Here is a 24,445-nt window from a genome sequence, read left to right on the forward strand (position 1 = left end):
TCACCGGTGGGAGGTGAACTCCACGACCTGCTGGTAGGTCGGCCGGTTCTGCCAGCTGATGCCGCCGTGCTTGATGCCGCCGAGGGTACGGTGGATCACCGAGTCGGCGCACCACTGGTCCCCGGCCGAGCAGCTGTCGTCGCCGGGATAGACCTGGGCGGCCGTGCGGCCCGCCGCCTCCTTCAGGGTGGACACCAGGGCGTCCCGGCAGGCGGCGAGGTCGCCGTCGCCGCAGTAGGCGCGCGCGAGGGGGCCCTTGACGGGCTCGCCGAGCACCGCCCGGATGTCCTTGTCGACGTAGCTCCACCAGCCGTACTGGAAGGCGCTGCCGGCGTGTGCGCCGGTCGGGCCGTGAGCGGCGGACGGGGACTCGTCGACGGGCAGGTTGCGGGTGAAGGCGGTGTACAGGTCGCTACCGAGGCCGGGTTCGAACTCGGCCCTCACCAGCAGCGGCCACCAGGCGTCCAGGGTGCGGATCGCGTCGGCGTGGGCGTACTTCTTCGACCCGGCCGACGTCTCCGTGCGCAGGCCGCCCGCGGACAGCCACGCCTTGAGCCCGTCCACGGCCGTCCTGGCGGCGGGGTCGGTCACCGGCCTGGACTCGATCACCCTCAGCAGGTCGGGCACGACGTCCTCGGCCCGCAGGTCGGCGAGGCCCGCCTCGGCCATGGCCTTGACCAGCGCGGTGCGGGTGACGCCGCCGTCGGCGACCAGCTTCTTCACCCGGTCGTCGAGGAGGTTGCCGCGGTGCACCGAGCCGTTGCCCCAGGACGCGGCCGGGTAGTCCTTGGCCTGCTTGTTGTTCCAGGAGACGTAGTAGCCCTGGTCGGCCGACTGCGGGTGGGCGGACGCCGCGGTGTAGCGGGCGGTGTTGTGTGCCGGGTCCCAGCCCTGCCACTCGTACGGCTGCCGGGCCCAGACCGGGAACTCGGCGTCTGCGCCGCCCGCACGCACCGGGTTGTCGCCGCTGTTGTAGTACGCGGTGTGCTCGGAGTCGGCGTAGAACCAGTTGAAGGTGTAGTTGATGTGCTGGACGGCGCCCTGGAAGCGCTCCGGGCTGTTCAGGTAGTCCGGGTCGTTCAGCATCTGGAAGCCGATGATCGAGTCGGCCTCGTGGAGGTAGGAGGAGCGCAGGGTGGTGTAGGCGACCTTCTTGCCGCCGACCGTGGCGCGGGACTCGACGGGTCCGTACTTGGTGCGCCAGACGCGCATCGTGTAGGAGCCGGCCGCGGTGGAGTCGGCGACGGTCGGCTTCCAGGCGTTGTGCCGCTCGACCTTCTCCATCGGCGTGCAGGTGCCGCGGTAGAGGTAGTGGTGGTCGTCCTGGCACAGCTCGACCGCGTAGGTGTCGATGATGTCCTGGCCGGAGGTGGTGGCGCTCCAGGCGTAGTCCTGGCCGCGGCCGAGTTCGACGTACATGCTCAGGCCCGCGAAGGAGGCGCCGCGGGCGCTGATGCCGGGGCCCTGGATCTCCTGGAGCATGAGCAGCTGGGGTGCGAAGTAGCCGGTCTGCGGTCCGAAGACGGCGACCGGGTGGCCGCTGGCGGTGTGCTCGCCGCCGACGACGAGGGCGTTGGACATGCCGCGCCGGGCCGAGGTGACGGCGGTGTCCGCCGCGGTGGTGGAGGCACCGGTCGCGCTCGCGGCGCCGGCGCTGCCGGTGCGGTCGTACACCAGCGGCTCCGCCTCGACCGAGCCGGCGTCGGGCAGGGCGCGTCCCTGCGGGTCGTCCGGGGTGGGCAGGTACGGGAAGCTGCCGTCCCGCTGGGTGAGGACGGCCTCCGGGTCGTTGCGCTGCCGGAAGGACTCCCAGACCTCGGTGCCCTCGGCGACGCCGTACTTCTCCTGGGCGGCCAGCAGGGAGAGGGCGTTGGTGACCTCGCCGCCGCCTCCGGCGCCGAAGAGGGAGCCGATGACGGAGGCCAGTGCGATCAGGTCGGTGCGCTTGAAGTGCTCGATGGTGCCGGCGTTGGTGATGGCGTCCTTGTGGCCGGTCAGGACGTACTCGCCGGGGAAGTAGCGGCCCTTGTCGGAGGCGTCGATGTAGGCGTTGACACCGGCGACGTAGGCGTCCACGTCGGCCAGGGCCAGCTCGCCGCGCGCACCGGACTTGGCGGCGGCGCTCTCGATCTGCGCCTCGAGCTCGTCCTCTGTGTACGGGGCGCTGCGCCAGAACTGCTGCTCCAGGCCCTGGTTGGCGGGGGCGCCGCCGGCGAAGGGGGTCAACTGGCCGCGTCCGACGTGCCGGAAGAGGTCCATCAGCCACAGCCGGTCCTGGGCCGCGGCGTAACCGGCGCCGAACTCGGTGCCGTAGCGGGTGGTGCCGGTGATGTGCGGCACGCCGCGCTTCTTGTCGCGGACGATGGTCACGTCGTCGCGGCCGGCGGGGCGGACGGTGGAGGCGGCCTGGCCGTCGGGAACGCCGAAGGAGGCGTCGTTGAAGAAGCTGTTGATCTTGTCGTTGGTGAGGCCGGAGTAGCCGGTGGCGAGGCCGGCGTAGGGGCCGAGCTGGTCCTCGGCGTGCGCGGGCTGGGTGCCGAAGGCCTGGTTGAGGAGGATCTGGGCGAGGGTGGCGTTGCCGTTCTGGCCGGGCGGCAGGATGTCGGAACACTGCCCGCCGCAGTGGTCGTTGGCCGCCGCGGCGACGGCCGTGACCTCGGCCGTCTCGGTCCCGGCGGCCATCGCCGGGGAAAGCGGTGACAAAACTCCGGCAATGAGGGCGCATACGGATGCGCCCTTCAGGAACCCGTGGAAGCCGCGGGGAGTTCTCAGTCTGTCGAGGGCGTTGCGTGGGGTGCGCCGTGGCATGGCAGCTCCTCCCGACGAGGGTGTGGCCGGACGTTACCGCCGGTATCCCCGACATGGAAGATGAACGTGCGTCACTTTTTGGAGCGGGTGGATCGGCTTACGGGGGGCATCGGAGATCGGATGGAGCCGAATCGGTTGTCGATACGTCTATTCGGCGACGTCCGTTCGACGACGCCGAAGTGACCGAAGTACAGGTGCAGGTGTGACGGAGGTGCAGGGCGATGGCCGGTTTCCGAAGTCTGGCGAGACAGGTCCGCGATCCACGGTGCGACCTGGCGCTGCGGCGCTATTCACTGCGCAAGTGCCTTGAGCGTTTTGCCCCTTATGGGCACAGGGCGACCTGGGACCATCTCTGCTCCCGGGCCGGGTTCGGTCCCGAGGACCGCTCCCCCGACCCGGCGCGGCTCGTGGCCGCACTGGAGGAGCTGGAGGAGGCGCGTTCGGTGTGGCTGGCCTACGAGGTCGAGTTCGCCGAGCGACGCAGGAAGGAGAAGCACGACGGGCTGCGCCGGCCGGGCAGCGTGGACGACTGGCACCGGCTGACCTGGGGCGGTTTCGGGGTCGCCTGGTGCGACGATCCCCGGGTCCATCCCGACGGGCCGCTGGCGGAGGTGCTGCGCCGGCTGATCTCGGCGCTGGAGCGTGAACCGGGGTCCGTGTGCCCGGTCTGCGACGGGGAGCGCCTCGTGTGGAGGTACGGCCTGGACCACGAACCCTCGACGGGCCCCGTCTGCGCGGACTGCGGAATCCTCGTGCCGCGGCCCGTCCTGACTCCCGGCGCGCGGGCGGACGCCTGGCGGGGCCGGCTGCTGATGTCGGCGTAGCCGGCCGCGGGGGTGCGCTGGGGATGCCGCACCCCGGTGGCCGGTACGGTGCCGAGTGCCGGCGGGCGTTGTCAGTGCCGCCCGGCACCATGGGGGAATGGTGCGGCTGTGTGTGAACGGGGCGCGGGGGAGCGCCGACGGCGCGGTCGTGCCGCTGTCGCCGGGGGCCGTCGCCGACTCGGTGGCCGAAGCGGTCGCCGCCGGGGCCACGGACGTCCACGTCCACCCGAAGACACCGTGCGGACGGGACACGTTGTCCCCGCGCGTACTGGCGGCGACGCTGGAGGCGATCGGGGGGCACGTCCCGGCGTCGGTGCCGGTCGGTGTCACGACGGGCGCGTGGGCCGAACCCGATCCGGCGGCCCGGGTGGCGCGGATACGGAGCTGGACGGTGCTGCCCGACCACGCGTCGGTCAACTGGCACGAGCCCGGCGCCGAGGAGACCGCCGCCGCGCTGATGGAGCGCGGGGTGGGGGTCGAGGCCGGCATCTGGTCCGGCACGGACGGGGCGGCCCGGTTCCTGCGCTCACCACTCGGGCCACAGGTGCTGCGGGTTCTGGCCGAGATCACGGACACCGACCCCGCGACCGCTCCCGGCTCGGCGCGTGCCCTGCTGGCCGCCCTCGGCAGGGCCCACGGCCGCTCCGTCCTGCTCCACGGCGAGGACGGCGGCGCCTGGCCGGTCCTCCGCCTGGCCGGCCGACTGGGCCTGGCGACCCGCATCGGCCTGGAAGACACCCTGGTCCTGCCGGACGGCCACCGGGCCGCCTCCAACGCCGAACTGATCGACGCGGGGCTGAGGGAGTGGACCTCGGCGCGACGAAAGGGAGCGTGACCCGGCGGGGCGCGAGAGGTGTTGCCCGGGGGCCGGGTCAGCGCCGGTCGAGGGAGCAGGGCATGCCTCGGCGTGACGGGACGGGCCCGGCGGCGGCAGGACGGGGACGGCCCTGCGGAGCACGGCGGACACGGCCGGGCCGGAGCACACGCCGTCAGTCGCGGCACTCCGTTCCCCGGTCGCGGGCACGGTCGGCGCGCGTGCCCTGACCCTACGGAGCACGGCGGACACGGCCGGGCCGGAGCACACGCCGTCAGTCGCGGCACTCCCCTCCCCGGCCACGGGCACGGTCGGCGTGTGTGCCGCGGGTCGCGGGGGTGCGGCGCTCCACGAGCAGCCGCGAGCCGACGCGGCGTTCGCCGAAGGCGTCGTCGGGGTTGGAGAGGACGCAGGTGTCCAGGGACAGGCAGCCGCAGCCGATGCAGTCGGTGAGGTGGTCGCGCAGCCGGTTGAGCTGTGTGATGCGCTCGTCCAGTTCGGAGCGCCAGGACTCGGAGAGCCGGGCCCAGTCGTCCCGGGTCGGTGTACGTCCCTCCGGCAGCTCGGTGAGCGCCTCGCGGATCGTGGCCAGCGGGATGCCGACCCGCTGCGCCGCGCGCACGAAGGCGACCCGGCGCAGCGCGTCGCGGCTGAACCGGCGTTGGTTGCCCGAGGTGCGGCGACTGCTGATCAGGCCCTTGGACTCGTAGAAGTGCAGGGCGGAGACGGCGGCGCCGCTGCGTGCGGCGAGCTGGCCGACCGTGAGCTCTCGAATCGTCTCGGGAAGGTGGGGCACCCCTCGAACCCTACCGACCCGGTCAGTCGCCCGGTGCGTTGACATGGGCCTCACGGGCCACCATGCTAAGCAGTCGCTTAGACTGGCTCGGATTCGTTGACTCACTGGGACTAGTTCGACTTGGGAGGCCGGGACATGGCAGAGCCGAGGATCTTCGCGTCCGCCGACGAGGTGAAGGCGGCGGTGGGCGAGCAGCTGGGGTACACCGACTGGCTGGAGGTCGACCAGAAGCGGATCGACCTGTTCGCCGAGGCGACCGGGGACCACCAGTGGATCCACGTGGACCCGGAGAAGGCGGCCGCGGGGCCGTTCGGCACCACGATCGCGCACGGCTATCTCACCCTGTCGCTGCTCCCGCTCTTCGGACCGCAGCTGATCCGGGTCGAGGGCGTGAAGATGGGCGTCAACTACGGCACCAACAAGGTCCGTTTCCCCTCCCCCGTCCCGGTCGGCTCACGGCTGCGCGCCACGGCGGCGATCACGGGCGTCGAGGACGTCAAGGGAGGGATCCAGGTGAGCGTCGCCTTCACCGTGGAGCGCGAGGGCGGCGACAAGCCGGTGTGCGTCGCCGAGTCCGTCTCGCGCTACTACGTCTAGGCGGTGCCGGACCGGCCCTGGGCACCCACCATCCTCAGCACGAGGTCGGCGTAGAGCACGCCGACCTCGTCGGGCGTCCGGGGGCCGTTCACGTTGAACCAGCGGGCCACGTCGATGCAGAGCGAGAGCACGGCGAGCGTGGTGCCCTGGAGGTCCGACACCTCGAACTCGCCCGCGGCGACGCCGTCCTCGATGATGCCGCGCACCTCCGCGTCGCACTGCCGGCGCAGTGCGACGATCTCGGCGCGGGCGTCCGGTCCGAGCGCGTCCAGTTCGTACTGGACCACGCGCGCGGTGGTACGCCGCCCGGCGTGCCACCGTACGAAGGAGCCCACCGCGTCGGCGAGCCGCTCCGCGGCGCCGCCCTCGCCCCGGGCCGCCGTCCGCAGGATGGCGAGCGCCCGGTCGTGGCCGATGCGGCTGATGCGGTGGAGCAGTTCTTCCTTGGTCTTGTAGTGGATGTAGAGCGCGGCCGGGCTCATGCCGGCCCGCCCGGCGATGTCGCGGGTCGTGGTCGCGTGGTACCCGCGCTCGGCGAACGCCTCCACGGCGGCGACCAGGAGCCGCCGGGCCGCGTCAGGCGTGACCTCTTCCCACGGCTCGATGTCGCCGCCCGTCGTCTCGGCCGCCGTACTCATCGCTTGTTCGCCCCTCTCGGTGACAGGAGCACCACCATACCCGCCGAAGGTGAGCGGGCGCTTAGTGGCGCTGCCCCGCGGGAGCACCGCCCGGCTTCTGGAACGGGTCGTGCTCGACGAGGATCCTGTCGAGTCGCGCCTGGTCCACCCGGCTCACGATCTGCACCACCTCCTGGCGGTCACGGACGATCTTCGCCAGCGTGAAGGCCGAGGTGACGAGGTACAGCACGGCGATGGCGAGGAAGGCGCGCACCCAGGCGTCGGCATGGAGCTGGTAGATCCCGATGGCGGTGGCGGCCATGGCCACCGCGAAGGACGCCACGGCCTGCCCGTAGAAGGCCGCCGTGGTCTGCTGCTTGACCGGTGTGTCACTCATGGGAACAGGATCGGCGGACGCGGCGCGGGCCACATCCGCCGTCGTACTCAGTGCGGGTACTCAGAGCCCGGCGTTCAGAAGGCCGAGACCCCGGTCAGCTCCCGCCCGATGAGCAGCTTCTGGATCTGGCTGGTGCCCTCGTAGAGGGTCATCACGCGGGCGTCGCGCAGCAGCTTGCCGGCCGGGTACTCGTCTATGTAGCCGTAGCCGCCGAAGACCTGCAGCGCGTTGTTGGCGGCGCGGACGGCCGCCTCGGAGGCGAAGAGCTTGGCCTTGGACGACTCGACGGTGAAGGGCTGCCCGCGGTCGATCAGGTCGGCGACCCGCCAGGTCAGCAGCCGGGCCGCGTCGACGTCGAGGGCGATGTCGCTGATCAGCTCCTGCACCAGCTGGTGGTGGGCGATGGTCTTCCCGAACTGCTCGCGCTCGCCCGCGTACTTCAGGGCCGCGTCCAGCGCGGCCTGGGCTATCCCGACGCAGCCGGCCGCGACCGACATCCGCCCCTTGGCGAGGGCCGACATGGCGACCGAGAAGCCCTTGCCCTCGGGGGCCAGCATCGCGGAGGCGGGGACGCGGACGTCCTCCAGGACCAGTTCGGCGGTGGCCTGGCCGCGCAGTCCGAGCTTGCCGTGGATGGTGCGGCGGGTCAGGCCGGGTGTGTCGGTGGGCACCAGGAAGGCGGAGACGCCCTTGTGGCCGGGGGCGTCCGTGGAGCGGGCGAAGAGCAGGACGACGTCGGCCCAGGTGCCGTTGGTGATGAACATCTTGGTGCCGTTGACGACGTAGTCGTCGCCGTCGCGGACCGCGCGGGTGGTGAGGTTCCCGGCGTCCGATCCCGTGCCGGGCTCGGTGAGGCCGAAGCAGCCGACGTACTCGCCGGAGGCGAGTCCGGGCAGCCAGCGCCGCTTCTGCTCCTCGCTCCCCCAGGCGGCGACGGTCTTGGCGACCAGGCCGAGGGAGACGGACACGATCCCGCGCACGGAGCTGTCGCCGCGCCCCAGTTCCTCGGTGACCAGGCAGTACGCGAGGTGGTCGCCGCCGGAGCCGCCGTACTCCTCGTCGATCGTGAGCCCGAGGAAGCCCACCTCGCCGAGCTTCTTCACGAGGGACCGGTCCACCTCCTCGGCGCGGTCCCAGGCGACCGCGTGGGGGGCGATCTCGCGCGCCACGAAGTCCCGCGCGAGCTGCCGTACGGCGCCCTGCTCCTCGCTGAGCTCCAGATTCATGCCGAGTCACCCCACAGAAGACGGACCTTGACCGATGGACCTTGAGGTCCGGAACCTGATATCCGGAACCCGGAAATCAGGGCCTCGCAAGTCGGACCTTGAAAGCCGGACCTTTAAATTAGCACTGCTAGTTTAAAGCCGCAGCCCTACTATGTGCGCCATGGCCCGACCGCGCAAGCCCCTGCTCAGCACCGACCGGATCGTCGAGACGGCCCGCGCGCTGGTGGACGCGGAGGGCCTCGCCGCCGTCTCCACGCGCCGGCTCGCCGCGGAGCTGGGGGTCAGCGGGCCCTCGCTCTACAACCACTTCCGCACCAAGGACGAGATCCTGGAGGCGGTCGCCGACTCGGTCAGCGCGCAGGTCGACCTGTCGATGTTCGAGGACGGCCGGGAGTGGCGGACCGCGCTGCACGACTGGGCCGTCTCCTATCGGGCCGCCCTGCGCGACCATCCCAACATCGTCCCGGTGCTGGCTCACGGCCCCGGCCGCCGCCCGGCCGCCCTGCACCTCGCGGACGCCGTCTACGGCGCGATGGTCGCGGCGGGCTGGCCCCCGGCCCAGGCCACGTCCATCGGCGCGCTGATGCGGTACTTCATCATGGGCTCGGCGCTCGGTTCCTTCGCCGGGGGCTTCGTGGACGACGCCGGTGCCTACGACCCCGCCGACTACCCGCACCTCCAGCAGGCCCACCTCCTGGCCGAGCAGCAGGAGAAGATCGACGAGCGCGCCTTCGAGACCGGTCTCACGGCACTGCTTGACGGGCTGGCACAGCAGTACGCGCAGGCGGCACAGGGAGCGTGAGGACCGAAGAGGCCCCGAGCCCCGAGGACACTTCGGCACGCGCCGAACGATGTGGGGCGCATCCTGGGACGCATGACCGAAAGGGACGCCGAAGCGCCGGGACTCGCACGGCTGGCCGGGCTGATCGCCGACGAGACGCGCGCCGCCTGCCTGCTGGCTCTGCTGGACGGGCGGGCCTGGACCGCCGGTGAACTGGCCCGGCACGCCGGGGTCGCCGCGTCGACGCTGAGCGAGCACCTGGGCAAGCTGGTCGCCGGCGGGCTGCTGGCCGAGGAGCGGCAGGGACGGCACCGGTACGTGCGGCTGGCCGACGACCGGGTCGCACAGCTGCTGGAGGACCTGGCCGCACGGGTCGCGCCCGAGGCGGCGGCACGACGTCCGCGCACCCTGCGGGCGTCGAGTGCCGGGTCGGCGATGGCCCGGGGGCGCACCTGCTACGACCATCTCGCCGGACGGCTCGGCATCGCGGTCACCGACGCCCTGACCGGGCGCGGGCTGCTGCGCCAGGACACCGGCTTCGCGCTCACGGACGCGGGGCTCGGCTGGTTCGACGCCGCCGGAATCCCGCTGCGGCCGACCGGTCGCCGGCCGCTGGCCCGATCCTGCCTCGACTGGACCGAACGCCGCCCCCACCTCGCGGGCGTCGCGGGCGCGGCCCTGTGCCGGCACGCCCTGGACACCGGCTGGTGCGCGCGCATCGGCTCGGAGCGGGCGGTGAAGGTGACACCGGCGGGCGAACGGGCGTTGTCCGAGCTGCTGGGCATCGACTCGGCGGCGCTGCGCTGAGCAGCGGCTCCACCACGGCCCGGTCCGGAATCCGCTGACGGGGGTGTCCTTACGCCCTCTGGCCTCTGCCTGCCCTCCCCCCTCTGACCCGACCTCCGCCTTCTGCCTGCCCTCCGCCCTCTGGCCCCAGGCCCCTGGCCTCTGCCTCTGGCCTCCACCCTCTGGCCCCAGGCCTCTGTCCTCCGGCATCCGGCATCCGGCATCCGGCATCCGGCATCCGGCATCCGGCATCCGGCATCCGGAGCATGGTGAGCACCGCCCGCACGTCCTCTCCCGCCCCCTCGCGCCGTCGTACCGGACCGCGGGCGGCCGGCGCGGCAACGGTCACCGTCGTCCTGTGGGCCTCCGTCTTCGTTTCGATCCGCCCCACGGCCTTGAGGTGCCGGGGCTGCTCACCCCGGCGGCCGTGGCGGTGTCGGAGTCGCGAAGGCGCGCGGCGGCCGGCGTGGTTCCGGTGGGGCCCGCACCGCAACCGCGCCGGGAAACGCCTCGCGGACGTGAAGGCCGGTCAAGAACTGGTCTAGAACACGACCAGCGCCCGCCCGCCCTTGCCCGCCAGCATGTTCTCGAAGGCCGCGGGGATGTCGTCCAGGGCGATGCGCCCGGTCACCAGGGCGCCGAGGTCCAGGCGGCCGGCGCGCACGTGTCCGGCGAGCACCGGGAGGTCCCGGGCCGGGTCGGCGTTGCCGTAGACGCAGCCGGACAGGGTGCGGCCCCAGTGGAAGATCTCCAGGGCGTTGAAGGTGATCTGCTGGTCCTTGCCGCCGATGCCGACGACCGTGGTGCGGCCGCCGCGCCGGGTGGACTCCCAGGCGGTGCGGATGGTGACCGCGCGGCCGACGCACTCCACGGCGACGTCGACGCCCTGCTTGCCGGTGAGGGCGCGGATCTCCCTGGCGGTGGTGTCGGAGGCGACGAGGTAGTCGGTGGCGCCCGCCGCGCGGGCCAGTTCCTCCTTCTCGGGGGACACGTCGATGGCGACGATCTTCGAGGCCCCGGCGATCCGGGCCGCCTGGAGGGTGGCGAGGCCCACTCCGCCGACGCCGAAGACCGCGACCGTCTCGCCCTCGCGCACCTTCGCCGAGTGGTGGACGGCGCCGTAGCCGGTGAGGACGGCGCAGCCGAGCAGGGCGGCGTCGGTGAGCGGGATGCCGTCGGGGCAGGGCAGCACGCACCCTGCGTCCACCACCGTCTCCTCGGCGAACGCGGCGACGTTCAGGCCGGGGTGCAGGTCGGTACCGTCGTCGGCGCGGCGGGCGTGCACGTTGGCGGCGCCGGCCAGGGCGTTGGCGCACAGCCAGACCTCGCCGAGCGAGCAGGCGTGGCAGGTGCCGCAGGACGGGGCCCAGTTGAGGACGACCGCGTCGCCGGGCGCGACGTGCGTGACGTCCTCGCCGACGGCGAGGACGGTGCCGGCGCCCTCGTGGCCGAGGACGGCGGGGAGCGGCACGCGCATGGTGCCGTTGGACAGGGACAGGTCGGAGTGGCAGACCCCGGCGGCGGCGAGCCGCACCCGGACCCGGCCGGGGCCGGGTTCGGGCAGCTCGATCCCGGTGACCTCCAGCGGGGCACCGACGGCGGGTACGAGGGCGGCACGGACAGCGGTACGGACGGCCATGGCGTGGGCAGCTCCCCTGGTCAGAACTGGAGGGACTTGGTCTGGAGGTACTCGGAGAGGCCGTGCGCGCCCAGTTCGCGGCCCACGCCCGACTGCTTGTAGCCGCCGAAGGGCGCCAGTGGGTTGAACCGGCCGCCGTTGATGTCGACCTGCCCGGTGTCCATCCGGCGGGCGAAGGCGACGGCCTCGGCCTCGTCGCCGGCCCAGACGGCGCCGGCGAGGCCGTAGACGGTGCCGTTGGCGATCCGCAGGGCGTCCGCCTCGTCCTCGTAGCGGAGGATGGACAGGACCGGCCCGAAGATCTCCTCCTGGGCGACGGTCATCTCCTCCGTCACCTCGGCGAAGACCGTCGGGCTGACGAAGTAGCCCTGCTCGCGCGGCGCTTCGGGGCCGCCCGCGACCAGGCGCGCGCCCTCGGCGACGCCCTTCTCGATGTAACCGCGCACCCGTTCCTGCTGCTTGGCGCTGACGACCGGGCCGATCCGCTCGCCGTACTTCGCGGCGGCCTCCGCGGCCAGCTGCACCGCCTCGTCGTACTGGTCGCGGTGGACCAGCATGCGGGTCCAGGCGCTGCAGGTCTGGCCGGAGTTGGACATGACGTTGGCGACGCCGACGTTCACGGCCTTGGCGAGGTCGGCGCTCGGGAGGATGACGTTGGCGGACTTGCCGCCGAGTTCGAGGGCGGCTTTCTTGACGGCGGCGCCCGCGGTGGCGCCGATGCGGCGGCCCACGGCGGTGGAGCCCGTGAAGGAGACCAGGTCGACGCCGGGGTGTTCGGCGAGGGCCTGGCCGGCGACCGGGCCGAGGCCGGTGACCAGGTTGAAGACGCCCGCCGGGATGCCGGCCTCGTGCACCGCCTCGGCGAAGAGCTGCGCGGTGAGCGGAGTGTCCTCTGCGGGCTTGAGCACGATCGTGCAGCCTGCCGCGAGCGCCGGGGCGACCTTGGCGACGATCTGGTGGAGGGGGTAGTTCCAGGGGGTGATGGCGCCGACCACGCCGACCGGCTCGTGGTGGACGACGGAGTTGCCGACCTTTTCCTCGAAGGCGTACGTCGCCGTCAGCTCGGCGTAGGATCCGGCGACCGCGATGGGGGCGCCGGCGTGCACCGCCTGCGAGAACTTCAGCGGGGAGCCCAGCTCGGCGGTGACCGTCTCGGCGATCTCGTCCTTGCGGGCCACCAGCACGTCCCGCAGGGCGGCCAGGCGCGCGGCCCGCTCGGCGGGCGGCGTGGCGGCCCAGCCCGGCAGGGCGGCGCGGGCGGCCCGTACGGCGGTGTCGACGTCCAGGGCGGTGCCGGCGGGGACGTGGCCGATCACCTGCTCGTCGGCCGGGTTCACGACGTCGATCGTGTCCCGGCCGTCGGCGGGGCGCCAGGCTCCGTCGATGTACATGCCGTCGTGTGCCTTCATCGCGTTCCTTCCGGGCGGGCCTCGTCGTCCGACTCCAAACTAGCGCCGATAGTTTTACGGCACCAGGGGCTCCCCCGATGGTGGCGCGGCTCACCCTCCCGGAGCGCCGGGCGGTGCCGTTCGAGTCGGGCCGGCTGCGGGCGACGGTGTCTCCCGGCCCGCTCGAGCGGAGGCGACGGGCCCCCCTCCGGGGCGAGCGGGGCCGAGCGCGGGGACCGCGCGGCCGCAGGCGGGGGAAGGGCGCCCGTGCGGAGCCCTGGCAGCCGACGCCCCTGCCACGCTCTTCAGGCAGTGGGGGGAGTGTGTGCCGGTCCCGCGGCCCGCCGAGACCGGACTGCCTGCGAGCGGGGTCACTCCTCCAGGTCGGGCAGCCGCGCCGGGGCGGGGCAGATGCGGTCGCCGTGCTGGTCGAAGACGAACAGGTGGGCGAGGTCGACGAGAAGGGGCACCTGCATGCCGTGCCGGAGGTCGATGTCGGGGGTGGTCCGGACGATCAGGTCACCGGGGAGGCGGCCGTCGGGGGCGGCGACCGCGGGGCGGGGCTCCTCCGGTTCGTCCATGACGACCACCGGTCCGGCACGCAGGGCACCGGCCCGCTCCTTCAGCCGGTCCAGGACCGTGCCGTCGCGGCGGCGCCGCCGTTCCGGGCGGGTGGTGGCGCGCGGCGCCTCCAGGTCGGTTACGACGGCCGGCCGCGAACCGGTGTTGAAGTGCACGAGGACCTCGTGGCCCTGGAACTCGACGTGCTCCACGAGCCCGGTGAGCAGCACCTCGCCGGGGCGGGCGGACGAGGGTTTCGCGATCCGGACGGCCTCCGAACGCAGGCCCACGATCACCTCGCGGCCCTGCTGGACGCGGAGCAACTGGTGGTCCAGGGAGAGCGGTTCGGGCAGGCGCAGGAACTGCTTGCCCAGGCTGATGGTCATCGCCCCGTCGAGCGGGGCGCGCACGAGGCCGCGCAGCAGGTTGATGCGCGGGGTGCCGATGAAGGCAGCGACGAAGACGTTGCGCGGCAGCGCGTACACGGCGCGCGGGGTGTCCACCTGCTGGAGGACCCCGCCGCGCAGGACGGCGACCCGGTCGCCCAGGGACATGGCCTCCGACTGGTCGTGGGTGACGTAGATCGTGGTGACGCCCAGCTCCCGGGTCAGCCTGGTGATCTCGGCGCGCAGGTGGTTGCGGAGCTTGGCGTCGAGGTTGGACAGCGGCTCGTCCATGAGGAAGGCGGTGGGGCGGCGGGAAATGGCCCGCCCCATGGCGACACGCTGGCGTTCGCCGCCGGAGAGCTGGGCGGGGAAGCGGTCCAGGAGGTCCGCGATGCCCAGCATCCGCGCGGTGGCGTCCACGCGGGGGGCGGGGTCGGTCTGCGGGTCCTCGACGCGCAGCGGGAAGCCGATGTTCCCACGGGTCGTCATGTTGGGGTACAGGGCGAAGTTCTGGAAGACCATCGCCATGCGCCGCTCGGCGGGGAGCAGGTCGTTGGCGTACGCGCCGTCCAGCATCAGCGCGCCCTCGGTGATCTCCTCCAGCCCGGCGATCATGCGCAGTACGGTCGACTTGCCGCAGCCGGAGGGCCCGAGCAGGACCAGGAACTCGCCGGGCGTGACGTCCAGCGACAGCCGGTCCACCACGCGGACGCCTCGCGCGTAGGTCTTGCTCACGTCGTGCAGGGAGATGGCGCGTGTCATGGAGGTGCCCCCGGGGGCTCACTGAAGCGCTGCTGTTCCGCGGTCGGACGCCCTCGTACGGGTCGTACGGGGCGTGTGAGTCACGGAAGTTAACGGACAGTGCCCGGCCGGGGGAAGACGCCGGACCGGATCGCCCTCCGACCGTCCGACTGGTGAGACAGCGGACGGCGGGATTCCCTCAGTCGTCCCCGGCACCGCTCCCGTTGCGGCTCCCGCCGGAACGGCCGGACGCGCGCACCAGTTCACTCGCCAGGAGCGTCGCCCGTGACACCCCCCGCACCCAGCGCGGGCCGCCGCGGGCCGCCCACACGACGCAGGCACAGCCGCCGACCACGAGGAGCAGGACCGCGGACGGAAGGACCAGGATCATGCTCGTCCCCTCTCTTTCAAGCACGGCCGGCTCTCCCCGGCCCGGTCCGTGCCATCCTGCCCGGCCGACGCACGCCGCCCGTCGGCCGCACCGGCCGACGGGGAGCGCAGGGCGACGCCCGAGGAGAGCAGGAGCAGCACCCCGAGCGTCACGAAGGGCGCGGCCACGCCCGCGACGCCCGCGATCAGGCCTGCGGCGGCGGGTGCGGCGACCTGGCCGAGGCGGTTGCCGGTCAGGCGCAGGGCGAGGGCCGTGGAGCGCGCTTTGCGCCGGTCAGTGGGGTCAGTTCGACGGGTACGCCGTTGAGGACGGCGTTGCCCGACAGCGGGTCGAGCATGCTGCCGTCGAGGAGCTGGTTGACGTTGACGCCGGGCTCGGTGGCGGCGTGGCTCATGCGGGTGCCGGGCCGGTCGTGGCCCCAGCCGTGCGGGAGGCTGACCACCCCGGGCCGGACGGTGTCGGTGACCTCGGCGGGCGCGGTCACCTCTCCCCCGGCGCCCTTCACCCGCACGGCCGCTCCGCTGCGCACGCCCAGCCGTTCGGCATCCTCGGGATGCAGGTGCAGGGTGCAGCGGTTGGAGCCGCCGGTGAGGGCCGGGACGTTGTGCATCCAGCTGTTGTTGGACCGCAGGTGGCGGCGGCCGACGAGGACGAGTCCGGCCGGGCGTCCGGCCAGGACCTGCCTCAGGCGCGGCAGGTCGCCGGCGATCGGCCCCGGCAGCAGTTCCACCTTGCCGCTGCGGGTCTTCAGCGGCTGGGGCAGGCGTGGGCCCAGCGGGCCGAGGTCGATGCCGTGCGGGTGGGCGAGGAGACGCTCCAGGGTCAGCCCGTCCGGTCGGGCCCCGAAGCCGTCGCCGTAGGGGCCGAGGCGCAGCATCAGGTCGAGCCGCCGCTCGGGGCCGTCCTCGCCGGTGAGCCGCGCGGTCAGTTCGCCGGGGTCGCGGCCGTGCACGGGTGAGTGCGGTTCCCTCACGGCCTTGGCGAGCGTCTGCTCGATCACCATGGCGTCGACGGCGGCCGGGTCGGCGCCGTGGGTGCCGGTGACGGCCAGGGTCAGCCGGGCGAGGATCTCCGTCTCGGCCATCCGGCCGGGCTCCAGCGGGACGGCGGGGCGGGTGTAGCGGACCTGGTTGCGCACGGCGAGCGTGTTGAAGGCGAAGTCGTGGTGCGGGCTCTGCGCGGGCGGGGGCGGCGGCAGGACGACGTGGGCGTGGCGCGAGGTCTCGTTGAGGTAGGGGTCGACGCTCACCATGAAGTCGAGGGAGTCCAGCGCCTTGTCGAGCCGGTCGCCGTCGGGTGCGGACAGCACGGGGTTGGCGGCGACCGTGAGCAGCGCGCGGACGGGCTGGCCCTCGCCGGTGGCGGTGTCGATCTCCTCGGCGAGGGCGGCAAGGGGCAGTTCGCCCTTCGCCTCGGGGTGTCCGCTCACCCGCGAGTGCCAGCGGCCGAGTGCGAACCCGCGGCCGGGTCCGGCGGGGCGCGGGGTCCGGTCGGTGGCGGCCTGCGGGAAGAGCGCGCCGCCTGGCCGGTCGAGGTTGCCGGTGAGGATGTTGAGGACGTCCACGAGCCAGCTGGCGAGGGTGCCGTGCGGGACGGTGCAGCTGCCGATGCGGCCGTAGACGGCGGCGGTGGGGGCGGCGGCGAGTTCGCGGGCGAGGGCGCGTGTGACGTCGGCGTCCACGTCGCAGGCGTCGGCGACGGACTCGGGGGTGAAGTCGCGTACGGCGTCCCTGACTTCACCGGCCCCCTCGACGTGCGGGGCGAGGGCGCCGAGGTCGGCCAGGTCCTCTTCGTAGAGCACGTGGGCGATCGCGGCCAGCAGCAGCGCGTCGGTGCCGGGGCGGATCGCCACGTGCCGGTCGGCGAGCTTGGCGGTGCGGGTGCGGCGCGGGTCGATGACGGTGAGGGTGCCGCCGCGGGCCCTGAGCGCCTTGAGCCGGCCGGGGAAGTCGGGGGCGGTGCACAGACTGCCGTTGGACTCCAGCGGGTTGGCGCCGATGAGCAGGAGGTGATCGGTGCGGTCGAGGTCGGGCACCGGGATGGCGTTGGCGTCACCGAAGAGCAGTCCGCTGGAGACGTGTTTGGGCATCTGGTCGAGTGTGGAGGCGGTGAAGAGGCTGCGGGTACCCAGGGCGCCGAGCAGGACGTTGGGGTAGAGGGCGCCGGCCACGGTGTGGACGTTCGGGTTGCCGAGGACGACGCCGACGGAGTGCGGCCCGTACCGCTCGACGAGGGGCCGGACGCCGGCGGCGACCGCGTCGAACGCCTCCTCCCAGGTGGCCTCGCGCAGTACGCCGTCCCTGCGCACCAGGGGGGTGCGCAGCCGGTCGGGGTCGGAGTCGACGGCTCCGAAGGAGGCACCCTTGGGGCAGATGAAGCCGCGGCTGAAGACGTCGTCGCGGTCGCCGCGCGCGGCGGTGACCGTGGTGCCGTCGACGGTGAGCGCCAGGCCGCAGGTGGCCTCGCACAGGGGGCAGATACGCAGGGCGGTGCGGGACACGGGTCCTCCCGGAAGGCGGCGGTGGCGCTCTCTGCCCGGGAGCATACCGACCGGTAGGCATGTTGGGGAGGGTTCGCGGGAACGGGCGCCTGATTCGCCGGTACGGCCGTCGCTCCGCGCCGACGGCCGTACGGCACCGGACGGCACCGGACGGTCAGTCCAGCACGCGCCCCAGATAGGCCCGCAGCAGCTCCCGGGCCTCCTCGATGATCTTCTCGTCCCCGTTCGGCGCGACCCGGAAGGCGAGCTGCACGAGGGTGTCGGCGGTCTCCACGGCGACGAGGAAGGTGCGGCGCAGATCGTCGTCGGGACGACGGCCCAGGTATCCGGAGAGCAGCTCGGTGAGCCGCTCGGCGACGCGGTGGTTGGGAACGGCGTGCCGGTCGCCCACCGGGATCTGGTTGCCGAAGTCGATCAGGGAGAAGCCCGGCGCGGTCCGCTTCATCGCCAGGTACTCGTCGAGCACGGCGTCCAGCGCACCGCGCCAGCCGCCGTCGCCCGCCGCCGTCAGCCGTTCGGTCACGCGCTCCGCGTAGCGCTCCAGGTTGCGCTGGGCCAGGGCGTCGGCCATCTGCCGCTTGTTGCCGAAGAAGCGGTACACCGATCCGATGGGGACGTCCGCGCGCAGCGCCACGGCCCGGGTGCTCAGGGCGTCGTAGCCGACCTCGTCGAGCAGGTCGGCGCAGGCGTCGAGGATCCGGGTCAGCCGTTCGGCGCTGCGCCGCTGCACGGGGGCGCGGCGGAGCGGGGTCGCGTGGGACACGGTCCTCATGATGCCCTCCCGGCCCGGCCGGGTGAACCGCGACCTCCGGTACGGCGCAGGGCGCCTCCCGGGCCCCCGGGGCGGCGCGGGAGGAAGGCGGCCGTGCTCACCGGTCCGCCGCCGGTTCGGTGACCGTCCGGCCCCCGGTCTCCTCGGGCCGCGTCGACCCGGTCGGCTCCGCGTCCGATGCCGTGATGTCCGCCGTGGACTCGACGGGCTTGCCGTCGACGGCCCAGACGGTGTCGTCGTCGGCGTACAGGCGGACCGTGAGCTGGTGCGTGCCGCGCGGGACCAGGCCGGCGGCGAGGCGGTATCGCGGACCGCGCAGGGGGGTGAGGAGGTCGCCGTCGAGGAAGAGGCGTGCGACGCCGCGACCGGCCACCGCCTTCGCCTCCGTACCGGCCGGCGAGAACCTGAAGCCGCGGACGGTCAGGCGCACGTCCCAGCTGTCGTCGGCCTCGGGCTGCACCTCGATCCCGGCCTCGGGCGCCTGCTCGGCGTCCACCTCGCGATAGCGCCGGCCCTCCTCGTCGGTGGCGTCGAGCAGCTCGCCCACCGGAGTGGCCGAACCACCGGCCTCCGGTTCCCTCCCGTCACCGGAGCCGCAGCCCGCGGATCCCGTCAGCAGCAGGACACAGACCGCGAGCACGGCGAGCACTCCCCGCGTCCACGACATGACGTGAGACTAGAACACCGGTCCGACGGTCCGGATCCCCCGGGGGTCCGGTTCAGGTCATCCTCGCGGCGGACGGCCGGGACGAAGCGGAACGAGCGGGGCGAAGCCGTGCGGAGCGGGGAAGTCCTCTTACGGCCTCTTGCGCCCGGGAAACCGCAATCCTACGGTGTCCCATAGGAATCGGGTGGGAATCGTGCTGTGAGGGAGCGATCAATGAGCGGGGACGCGCGGAAGACCGCGGAGGGGCTGGCCTATCTGTCCGGTTTCGGCAACGAGCACAGCTCGGAGGCCGTCGCGGGCGCCCTGCCCGAGGGCCGGAACTCGCCGCAGCGGGCACCCCTGGGCCTGTACGCGGAGCAGCTGAGCGGCACGGCGTTCACGGAACCGCGGGCGCGCAACCGCCGCTCGTGGCTGTACCGGATCCGCCCCTCGGCCGCCCACCCGGCGTTCACCCGCGCGGGCAACGGCGCGATCCGCACGGCGCCCTTCAACCAGGCCGTGCCGGACCCGAACCGGCTGCGGTGGGACCCGCTGCCCGAGCCCGGGGCCGGCACGGACTTCGTCGCGGGGCTGTGGACACTCGGCGGCAACGGCGACGCGGCCCAGCGCACCGGCATGGCCGTGCACCTTTACCACGCGACGGCCTCCATGGAGCGCGTCTTCAGCGACGCCGACGGCGAGCTGCTGATCGTCCCGGAGCGCGGCGGCCTGCTGCTGCGCACCGAGTTCGGGCTGTTGCACGCCAAGCCGGGTCATGTGGCGTTGATCCCGCGCGGGGTCCGCTTCCGCGTGGAGCTGCTGGGCGAGGACGCCCGCGGTTACGTCTGCGAGAACTACGGCGCCCCCTTCCAGCTTCCCGACCTCGGCCCGATCGGTGCCAACGGCCTGGCCAACGCACGGGACTTCCGCGCGCCGGTCGCCGCCTACGAGGACGACGAGGCCACGACGGGCCCGGTCGAGGTGGTCAACAAGTTCTGCGGCAACCTCTGGACCGCCGAGTACGGCCACTCTCCGCTCGACGTCGTCGCCTGGCACGGCAACCATGTGCCGTACGTCTACGACCTGCGCCGTTTCAACGTCATCGGCACCATCTCGTACGACCACCCGGACCCGTCGATCTTCACCGTGCTCACCTCCCCGTCGGACACCCCCGGCCTCGCGGGCGTCGACTTCGTGGTCTTCGCGCCGCGCTGGCTGGTGGGCGAGGACACCTTCCGCCCCCCGTACTTCCACCGGAACGTCATGAGCGAGTACATGGGCCTGATCGAGGGCGCCTACGACGCGAAGGCGGACGGCTTCGTGCCGGGCGGCGGCTCCCTGCACAACATGATGTCGGCGCACGGCCCGGACCGGGAGACCTTCGACCGGGCGAGCGCCGCCGAGCTGAAGCCGCAGCGGGTCGACGACGGACTGGCGTTCATGTTCGAGACGCGGTGGCCGGTGACCCTCACCCCCCAGGCGGCCCGCGCCGAACACCTGCAGGCGCGGTACGACGACGTCTGGCGGGGCCTGGAGCGTCACTTCCGCCCCTTGCACTGAGGATTTCCTACCGGTACGGATGGCCCGTGACCTCCTTCGCCCCGGACTCCATCGTCCTGAACCGCAAGCTGCCGCTCTGGTACCAGGTGTCGCAGTCGCTGCGCGCCTCGATACTCGGCCGCTCGCCCCGGGATCCGCTGCGCCTGCCCACCGAGGAGCAGTTGGCCGGTCACTACGGGGTGAGTGTGCTGACCATGCGGCAGGCGCTGAAGGAGCTGGAGGACGAAGGGCTGATCACCCGTCACCGCCGGCGGGGCACGTTCATCGAGCCGCACGCGCGACGGGGGTCCCCGGTGCGGCTGCTCGGCTCGGTGGACGCGATCGTGGCACAGCAGTCCGGCATGAAGGCGGAGCTGCTGGGCCACGGCCCCGGTCCCGTGCCGTCCGAACTCGCCGACTGCTTCCCGCACCTGACGGAGGTCGGCACGTACCACCGGCTGCGCTGCGACGAGAAGACGGGCGAGCCGACCAACCACGCCCGCAACTACGTCCGTCCCGAGCTGGCCGAGCGCATCGACGTGGACGACCTCGCCCGGTGGCCCATGACGAAGGTGCTGCGGGACGTGGTGGGCATGGCCATCAGCCGGATCACGGACACCGTCGAGGCCCGGCTCGCGGACCCGGAGACGGCTCGGCTGCTCCGAGTCCCGCTGCTCAGCCCGATCCTCCACTACACGGGCGTCACCTACGACACCGCCGGCCGGGTGCTGGACGTGGCCGTCATCCACTACCGCGGCGACCGCTTCTCCTTCACGGTCACCCTGGATGCCACGTGAGGCCGCGGCGCCCCGTCGTACGATGCCCGGCGTGACGCACGACGACGCTCCGCCGCTGGCGGACCTCATGCCGTGGTCCGTCGCACCGCCGCGGCTCGGCCGGGGGTGGCCGGCGGCCCCCGACGCGGCATCCCTGAAGGCCCGCTGGGACGCCCTGGTGAAGGCCGAGGGACCCGACCGCGCGGCGCTGTTCGGGCCGACCCGCTCGCGCACGCCTTATTCGGCGGTCGGGCGGCTGCCGGGCGGTGCCGGGGGCACCGGGCGGCTGGCGCGCGCCTCGGGGCCCTGTCCCGAGCCGGTCCGCGTGCTGCGGGCGCCGTTCGACGAGCAGTGGCTGATTCCCGACCACCGGCTGATCGACGCGGCCCGTCCGGAGCTGTGGCGGGTGGCGGACGAGCGGCAGGTGTTCGTCGTGGAGGCGGCCGGCGCCGCCGGCCCGCCGCTGCTGATCGCGACCGCGCTGCTGCCGCTGTTCGGCCCCGCCCGGGTCCGTCCCCTGTACCGCCGCCCCGGCGGCACGGAGCCCAACCTCGCTCCGGGCCTCCTGGACCATCTGGCCGTCCGCCTCGGCAGGCGCCCCGAACCGGTGGACGTCCTCGCCTGGTCGGTGGCGGCGGTGCGGCCCGGCTCGCTGGTACCGCTCACCGCCGACCCGGCGCTGTGGGAGCGCGGGGTCGAGTGGGGCCGGCGCGCCCTGTGGCTGATGCGCCGCGACGGTGAGCGCCCCAGGCTGCCCGGCGGCCGCCGCCCGTACGTCCGCGCCCCGCTGCCCCCGCGTCCGCTGACCCTGCGCTACGACCGGGACGAGGAGGCCCTGTTCCTGGACGAGGGGCGCGTCTCCCCGGTGCCGCCCGGGGCCTGGGACTTCGAGACGGGCGGGGTCCGGGTGCTCGAGCAGTGGTTCGCGGCCCGCACGGCCGAGGGCGAGCCGGGCACGCTGACGGCGATCCGGCCGGCCGGCTGGCCGCAGGCCTGGACGTCCGAACTGCTGGAGCTGATCACGGTCCTCGCGCTGCTCGCCGAAGTGCGGGACCTGTGTCGGGATTTGACGGTGGGGAACGAGATCACCGCGGGCGAGCTGCGCGAGGCGGGGGTCCTGCCGGTGCCGGCTTCGGCCCGCCGGCCGGCCTCCGTCCTGGACGGCCGGGAGGAGGGGCCGGAGGGTCAGCTGGCGCTGCTGTGACCCGTAGGCCCACCGGCCGCGGGCCCGGCCCCCCCCGCGTACGGCCACCCGGTCGCCGACCCGGTGCCCGGTGCTGCCGGCGGCGTTCGTCCCGCTCAGCCGTGCGCCGGTGCGCGCACGGCGATCGCTGAACGAGCCGGAGGACGTCATCACCGGTGGGGAGACGGCGGGACGGGAACGCGGGAAACGCGTACGGGACGGGTGTACGGAGTCGGTCGTACCGGGGACCGGGTCGGTTGTCGTACCGGCAAACCGCCCGCGCCCGGGAGCACACCAGGGCGCCGCTGCGTGCCGTGGGGATGACGGACGAGTGCCGCGGCGCCGCGCCGGGAGGTGTGACCGCCGGGGTGGGGGCCTCAGTTGCCGCCGAACAGTGAGCGGCGCAGTCGACGCAGTGGCGCGAACAGCGAGACCCGGCGCACCCTGGCGCCCCTGCTGCTGCGCTTGTGCGCGGGCTCACGCGCGGTCAGCTCACGCATCAGCGACGTCGCCTCCACGGTCTCCCGCTGCGGGAGGGCGGGCCCTCCGAGCACCGCGAGATGACGGTCGAGGCGCGAGCTGGTCGCGCTGCTACCGCACGTGATCGCAGGGACCCTTGCCCTGCTGCGCACCGTTATCTGTTCCATGTCACTCCCCACCCGTACGAGTCCACCCGGCCCGGGCAGGGTAACCCTATCGCCCCGGTACGGCATGCGTGTATCGCGGTCACAGGATTCACCTTCCCCGTAAGGGGGTTGACGATTACTCTCCGAATCCGACAGATTCCAGGGTGAGTTGGACAACCGGCCTGCTCGTCGGGCGAGGCGACCCGCCGTCGGGTTCGACCGTCACCGCCAGTGACGTGACGGAGCGGCCCAGGCCGGACACGATCAGGGGAGTGTCGCCGTCGAAGAGCCCCAGGGAGCGCGGTCCGGCGCCGGGGCGCATCGACCACAGCTGGCGCACGCGGCCGCCCGACGGTTCGCCGTACCCGCTCAGGGTGACCACCGCCCGGCCCTCGGACGCGGACGCGACCACGCCGATACCGCGGCCCCGGTCGTCCGCACCACTGGTCGCACGGGCGTCCGGAGCCGCGAGAACGTGGGCGATCTCACGTGCCCGGTCCCGTGCGGTGTCCAGTTCCGCCTGGGTGCGGTTCGCCTGCACGGCGAAGAGCGAGGCGACCACGAGCGCCGCGGCGGCCGTCACCGTGGCGAACGGCACCAGCAGGGGGCGCGGCCGGGAGGCGCGGGAGCGCTCGGCCGGTGGCCGGCCGCCCCACACGTGGGCGGGCAGCCGAAGGGCGGGTCCGCTTCCGGGTCCGGGCTCCTGCGCGGTGGTCCGCACGGCGGCCAGGACCCGGTCGCGCAGGGCGGGCGGGGCCGGGGCGGCCGTGGACCAGGCCAGCCGGACGGCGTCCTCGGACAGCGCCCGCACCTCGGCGGCACAGCGGGCGCACCCCTTCAGGTGCCGCTCGAAGCGGACCCGTTCGGCGCCGTCGAGGGCGTCCAGGGCGTAGGGGGCGGCGAGGGAGTGGAGCGCGCCGCGGCGCGGCAGCCGGCCGAGGAGGCTCACGCGACACCGCCCAGGCAGTCGCGCAGGCGGTTGAGGCCGTCTCTCATCCTGGTCTTCACCGTGCCCAGCGGGAGGGAGAGGCGCTCGGCCACCTCCCGGTAGGTGTAGCCGTCGTAGTAGGCGAGGGTGACCGACTGGCGCTGCAGCGCGGTCAGACGGTCCAGACAGCGCCGCACCCACTCGCGTTCGAGTCCCGCCTCGACCTCCTCGGCGACCTGGTCGAAGGCGGGGTGGTGGGCGCGGCGGGCCTCGCGCCGTTCGCGTTCGCCGGCCGCGCGGGCGCTGCGCACCCGGTCGACGGCGCGGCGGTGGGCGACGGTGAGGATCCACGACAGCGCGGTTCCCCGCCGCGGGTCGAACCGCGCCGCGGAGCGCCAGAGTTCGAGGAGCACCTCCTGCGCCACCTCCTCCGACTGGGCCGGGTCGCGCAACACACGCCGCACGAGCCCGAACACCGGGCCCGACACCAGCCCGTACAGCTCCTCGAAGGCCCTCTGGTCGCCGTCCGCCACGAGCATCAGCAACTTGTCCGCCTCCACCCGGTCCCCCTCTCCCGCGGACCGTGCCCGGCCCGTCGACGTCACCCCCGGGCGCGCGACGGCACCCTCCGCAGGGGGTACGGACGGGCGGGCCGAAAACGCCAGTCGGCCGGGCACCGAATCGGATTACCGGGTCCGACCAATCCGGTCGTGGGGGCGCTCC

Annotated in this window: 23 protein-coding genes and 1 pseudogene; 8 read left to right on the forward strand and 16 right to left on the reverse strand. The window is 73.4% G+C overall.

Features of this window, described 5'->3' with window-relative positions; genetic code table 11:
- The gene (locus ACGFYH_RS07790; RefSeq protein WP_393802222.1) at positions 1 to 2,808 is read right to left on the reverse strand and encodes a penicillin acylase family protein; all 2,808 of its coding nucleotides are present in this window, start codon (positions 2,806 to 2,808) and stop codon (positions 1 to 3) included.
- 221 nt (positions 2,809 to 3,029) lie between these two features.
- Between ACGFYH_RS07790 and ACGFYH_RS07795 the strand changes: the two genes are divergently transcribed.
- Both ACGFYH_RS07795 and ACGFYH_RS07800 read left to right on the forward strand, forming a co-directional pair.
- Positions 3,030 to 3,632: a hypothetical protein gene (locus ACGFYH_RS07795; protein ID WP_393802223.1), complete on the forward strand. Its 603-nt coding sequence runs from the start codon at positions 3,030 to 3,032 to the stop codon at positions 3,630 to 3,632.
- Positions 3,633 to 3,729: 97 nt separating this feature from the next.
- Positions 3,730 to 4,467: a 3-keto-5-aminohexanoate cleavage protein gene (locus ACGFYH_RS07800; RefSeq protein ID WP_393802224.1), complete on the forward strand. Its 738-nt coding sequence runs from the start codon at positions 3,730 to 3,732 to the stop codon at positions 4,465 to 4,467.
- A 253-nt stretch (positions 4,468 to 4,720) separates the two neighbouring features.
- Here the strand turns inward: ACGFYH_RS07800 and soxR are convergent, their stop codons facing one another.
- Positions 4,721 to 5,242 (reverse strand): redox-sensitive transcriptional activator SoxR, encoded by a 522-nt coding sequence (gene soxR / locus ACGFYH_RS07805; protein WP_393802225.1) that lies wholly within the window; start codon positions 5,240 to 5,242, stop codon positions 4,721 to 4,723.
- Between the two features lie 135 nt (positions 5,243 to 5,377).
- Here soxR and ACGFYH_RS07810 point away from each other — a divergent pair, with 135 nt between their 5' ends.
- Positions 5,378 to 5,839 (forward strand): MaoC family dehydratase, encoded by a 462-nt coding sequence (locus tag ACGFYH_RS07810; RefSeq protein WP_393802226.1) that lies wholly within the window; start codon positions 5,378 to 5,380, stop codon positions 5,837 to 5,839.
- Here ACGFYH_RS07810 and ACGFYH_RS07815 read toward each other — a convergent pair.
- The 3 genes from ACGFYH_RS07815 to ACGFYH_RS07825 form a co-directional block, all read right to left on the reverse strand.
- Positions 5,836 to 6,477 carry a TetR/AcrR family transcriptional regulator gene (locus ACGFYH_RS07815; RefSeq protein WP_393802227.1) on the reverse strand — a complete coding sequence of 214 codons (642 nt, stop codon included), beginning with the start codon at positions 6,475 to 6,477 and terminating at the stop codon, positions 5,836 to 5,838. The two genes, ACGFYH_RS07810 and ACGFYH_RS07815, sit on opposite strands and share 4 nt — an antisense overlap.
- 61 nt (positions 6,478 to 6,538) lie before the next feature.
- On the reverse strand, positions 6,539 to 6,853 hold the full coding sequence (locus ACGFYH_RS07820; RefSeq protein ID WP_393802228.1) for a YiaA/YiaB family inner membrane protein: 315 nt from the start codon (positions 6,851 to 6,853) through the stop codon (positions 6,539 to 6,541).
- A gap of 74 nt (positions 6,854 to 6,927) precedes the next feature.
- On the reverse strand, positions 6,928 to 8,079 hold the full coding sequence (locus ACGFYH_RS07825) for an acyl-CoA dehydrogenase family protein (protein ID WP_393802229.1): 1,152 nt from the start codon (positions 8,077 to 8,079) through the stop codon (positions 6,928 to 6,930).
- Positions 8,080 to 8,239: 160 nt separating this feature from the next.
- On the opposite strand from ACGFYH_RS07825, the gene ACGFYH_RS07830 reads away from it, so the two are divergent.
- Both ACGFYH_RS07830 and ACGFYH_RS07835 read left to right on the forward strand, forming a co-directional pair.
- Positions 8,240 to 8,881, forward strand: coding sequence for a TetR/AcrR family transcriptional regulator (locus tag ACGFYH_RS07830; protein WP_393802230.1), 642 nt, complete (start codon positions 8,240 to 8,242; stop codon positions 8,879 to 8,881).
- 72 nt (positions 8,882 to 8,953) lie between these two features.
- Positions 8,954 to 9,667 carry an ArsR/SmtB family transcription factor gene (locus tag ACGFYH_RS07835; RefSeq protein WP_393802231.1) on the forward strand — a complete coding sequence of 238 codons (714 nt, stop codon included), beginning with the start codon at positions 8,954 to 8,956 and terminating at the stop codon, positions 9,665 to 9,667.
- Positions 9,668 to 10,187: 520 nt separating this feature from the next.
- Here the strand turns inward: ACGFYH_RS07835 and ACGFYH_RS07840 are convergent.
- From ACGFYH_RS07840 to ACGFYH_RS07875, 8 genes and pseudogenes are all read right to left on the reverse strand, one after another.
- The gene (locus tag ACGFYH_RS07840) at positions 10,188 to 11,285 is read right to left on the reverse strand and encodes a Zn-dependent alcohol dehydrogenase (protein WP_393802232.1); all 1,098 of its coding nucleotides are present in this window, start codon (positions 11,283 to 11,285) and stop codon (positions 10,188 to 10,190) included.
- A 20-nt stretch (positions 11,286 to 11,305) separates the two neighbouring features.
- Positions 11,306 to 12,694, reverse strand: a complete 1,389-nt coding sequence (locus tag ACGFYH_RS07845) for an aldehyde dehydrogenase family protein (protein WP_393802233.1) — start codon at positions 12,692 to 12,694, stop codon at positions 11,306 to 11,308.
- A 350-nt stretch (positions 12,695 to 13,044) separates the two neighbouring features.
- Positions 13,045 to 14,382 carry an ABC transporter ATP-binding protein gene (locus tag ACGFYH_RS07850; protein ID WP_393802234.1) on the reverse strand — a complete coding sequence of 446 codons (1,338 nt, stop codon included), beginning with the start codon at positions 14,380 to 14,382 and terminating at the stop codon, positions 13,045 to 13,047.
- A 178-nt stretch (positions 14,383 to 14,560) separates the two neighbouring features.
- Positions 14,561 to 14,752 (reverse strand): hypothetical protein, encoded by a 192-nt coding sequence (locus tag ACGFYH_RS07855; protein WP_393802235.1) that lies wholly within the window; start codon positions 14,750 to 14,752, stop codon positions 14,561 to 14,563.
- Positions 14,749 to 15,015, reverse strand: a pseudogene (locus tag ACGFYH_RS07860) (MFS transporter); the annotation flags it as partial. The pseudogene ACGFYH_RS07860 and the gene ACGFYH_RS07855, both read right to left, overlap by 4 nt.
- On the reverse strand, positions 14,985 to 17,252 hold the full coding sequence (locus ACGFYH_RS07865; RefSeq protein WP_393802236.1) for a molybdopterin oxidoreductase family protein: 2,268 nt from the start codon (positions 17,250 to 17,252) through the stop codon (positions 14,985 to 14,987). The pseudogene ACGFYH_RS07860 and the gene ACGFYH_RS07865, both read right to left, overlap by 31 nt.
- Positions 17,253 to 17,406: 154 nt before the next feature.
- A complete protein-coding gene (locus tag ACGFYH_RS07870) occupies positions 17,407 to 18,024 on the reverse strand; it encodes a TetR family transcriptional regulator (protein WP_393802237.1) in 618 nt (205 codons plus the stop codon).
- 97 nt (positions 18,025 to 18,121) lie between these two features.
- Positions 18,122 to 18,691: a hypothetical protein gene (locus ACGFYH_RS07875; protein ID WP_393802238.1), complete on the reverse strand. Its 570-nt coding sequence runs from the start codon at positions 18,689 to 18,691 to the stop codon at positions 18,122 to 18,124.
- Between the two features lie 213 nt (positions 18,692 to 18,904).
- Here ACGFYH_RS07875 and hmgA point away from each other — a divergent pair, with 213 nt between their 5' ends.
- The 3 genes from hmgA to ACGFYH_RS07890 are packed head-to-tail and all read left to right on the forward strand — an operon-like array spanning position 18,905 to position 22,189.
- Entirely contained in the window at positions 18,905 to 20,230 is a 1,326-nt protein-coding gene (gene hmgA, locus ACGFYH_RS07880; RefSeq protein ID WP_393802239.1) for a homogentisate 1,2-dioxygenase, read from the forward strand.
- A gap of 26 nt (positions 20,231 to 20,256) precedes the next feature.
- Positions 20,257 to 21,006 carry a GntR family transcriptional regulator gene (locus ACGFYH_RS07885; RefSeq protein ID WP_393802240.1) on the forward strand — a complete coding sequence of 250 codons (750 nt, stop codon included), beginning with the start codon at positions 20,257 to 20,259 and terminating at the stop codon, positions 21,004 to 21,006.
- A 22-nt stretch (positions 21,007 to 21,028) separates the two neighbouring features.
- The gene (locus ACGFYH_RS07890) at positions 21,029 to 22,189 is read left to right on the forward strand and encodes a type ISP restriction/modification enzyme (protein WP_393802241.1); all 1,161 of its coding nucleotides are present in this window, start codon (positions 21,029 to 21,031) and stop codon (positions 22,187 to 22,189) included.
- A gap of 356 nt (positions 22,190 to 22,545) precedes the next feature.
- Here ACGFYH_RS07890 and ACGFYH_RS07895 read toward each other — a convergent pair whose 3' ends face one another.
- From ACGFYH_RS07895 to ACGFYH_RS07905, 3 genes are all read right to left on the reverse strand, one after another.
- On the reverse strand, positions 22,546 to 22,815 hold the full coding sequence (locus ACGFYH_RS07895) for a hypothetical protein (RefSeq protein WP_055416136.1): 270 nt from the start codon (positions 22,813 to 22,815) through the stop codon (positions 22,546 to 22,548).
- Positions 22,816 to 22,930: 115 nt separating this feature from the next.
- A complete protein-coding gene (locus tag ACGFYH_RS07900) occupies positions 22,931 to 23,743 on the reverse strand; it encodes an anti-sigma factor domain-containing protein (protein ID WP_393802242.1) in 813 nt (270 codons plus the stop codon).
- The gene (locus ACGFYH_RS07905) at positions 23,740 to 24,327 is read right to left on the reverse strand and encodes a sigma-70 family RNA polymerase sigma factor (RefSeq protein ID WP_393802243.1); all 588 of its coding nucleotides are present in this window, start codon (positions 24,325 to 24,327) and stop codon (positions 23,740 to 23,742) included. Before ACGFYH_RS07905 ends, ACGFYH_RS07900 begins: the two co-directional genes overlap by 4 nt.
- Between the last annotated feature and the right edge of the window lie 118 nt (positions 24,328 to 24,445).

The organism is Streptomyces sp. NPDC048392 (assembly GCF_043200575.1).
Taxonomy (GTDB): domain Bacteria; phylum Actinomycetota; class Actinomycetes; order Streptomycetales; family Streptomycetaceae; genus Streptomyces.

Coding starts and splice junctions, on each gene's coding strand:
- ACGFYH_RS07825 (WP_393802229.1), bottom strand. CDS start 8,079: ATGAATCTGGAGCTCAGCGAGGAGCAGGGCGCCGTACGGCAGCTCGCG.
- ACGFYH_RS07795 (WP_393802223.1), top strand. CDS start 3,030: ATGGCCGGTTTCCGAAGTCTGGCGAGACAGGTCCGCGATCCACGGTGC.
- ACGFYH_RS07800 (WP_393802224.1), top strand. CDS start 3,730: ATGGTGCGGCTGTGTGTGAACGGGGCGCGGGGGAGCGCCGACGGCGCG.
- ACGFYH_RS07895 (WP_055416136.1), bottom strand. CDS start 22,815: ATGGAACAGATAACGGTGCGCAGCAGGGCAAGGGTCCCTGCGATCACG.
- ACGFYH_RS07870 (WP_393802237.1), bottom strand. CDS start 18,024: ATGAGGACCGTGTCCCACGCGACCCCGCTCCGCCGCGCCCCCGTGCAG.
- ACGFYH_RS07875 (WP_393802238.1), bottom strand. CDS start 18,691: ATGTCGTGGACGCGGGGAGTGCTCGCCGTGCTCGCGGTCTGTGTCCTG.
- hmgA (WP_393802239.1), top strand. CDS start 18,905: ATGAGCGGGGACGCGCGGAAGACCGCGGAGGGGCTGGCCTATCTGTCC.
- ACGFYH_RS07890 (WP_393802241.1), top strand. CDS start 21,029: ATGCCCGGCGTGACGCACGACGACGCTCCGCCGCTGGCGGACCTCATG.
- ACGFYH_RS07845 (WP_393802233.1), bottom strand. CDS start 12,694: ATGAAGGCACACGACGGCATGTACATCGACGGAGCCTGGCGCCCCGCC.
- ACGFYH_RS07835 (WP_393802231.1), top strand. CDS start 8,954: ATGACCGAAAGGGACGCCGAAGCGCCGGGACTCGCACGGCTGGCCGGG.
- ACGFYH_RS07810 (WP_393802226.1), top strand. CDS start 5,378: ATGGCAGAGCCGAGGATCTTCGCGTCCGCCGACGAGGTGAAGGCGGCG.
- ACGFYH_RS07815 (WP_393802227.1), bottom strand. CDS start 6,477: ATGAGTACGGCGGCCGAGACGACGGGCGGCGACATCGAGCCGTGGGAA.
- ACGFYH_RS07830 (WP_393802230.1), top strand. CDS start 8,240: ATGGCCCGACCGCGCAAGCCCCTGCTCAGCACCGACCGGATCGTCGAG.
- ACGFYH_RS07820 (WP_393802228.1), bottom strand. CDS start 6,853: ATGAGTGACACACCGGTCAAGCAGCAGACCACGGCGGCCTTCTACGGG.
- ACGFYH_RS07790 (WP_393802222.1), bottom strand. CDS start 2,808: ATGCCACGGCGCACCCCACGCAACGCCCTCGACAGACTGAGAACTCCC.
- ACGFYH_RS07850 (WP_393802234.1), bottom strand. CDS start 14,382: ATGACACGCGCCATCTCCCTGCACGACGTGAGCAAGACCTACGCGCGA.
- ACGFYH_RS07855 (WP_393802235.1), bottom strand. CDS start 14,752: ATGATCCTGGTCCTTCCGTCCGCGGTCCTGCTCCTCGTGGTCGGCGGC.
- ACGFYH_RS07840 (WP_393802232.1), bottom strand. CDS start 11,285: ATGGCCGTCCGTACCGCTGTCCGTGCCGCCCTCGTACCCGCCGTCGGT.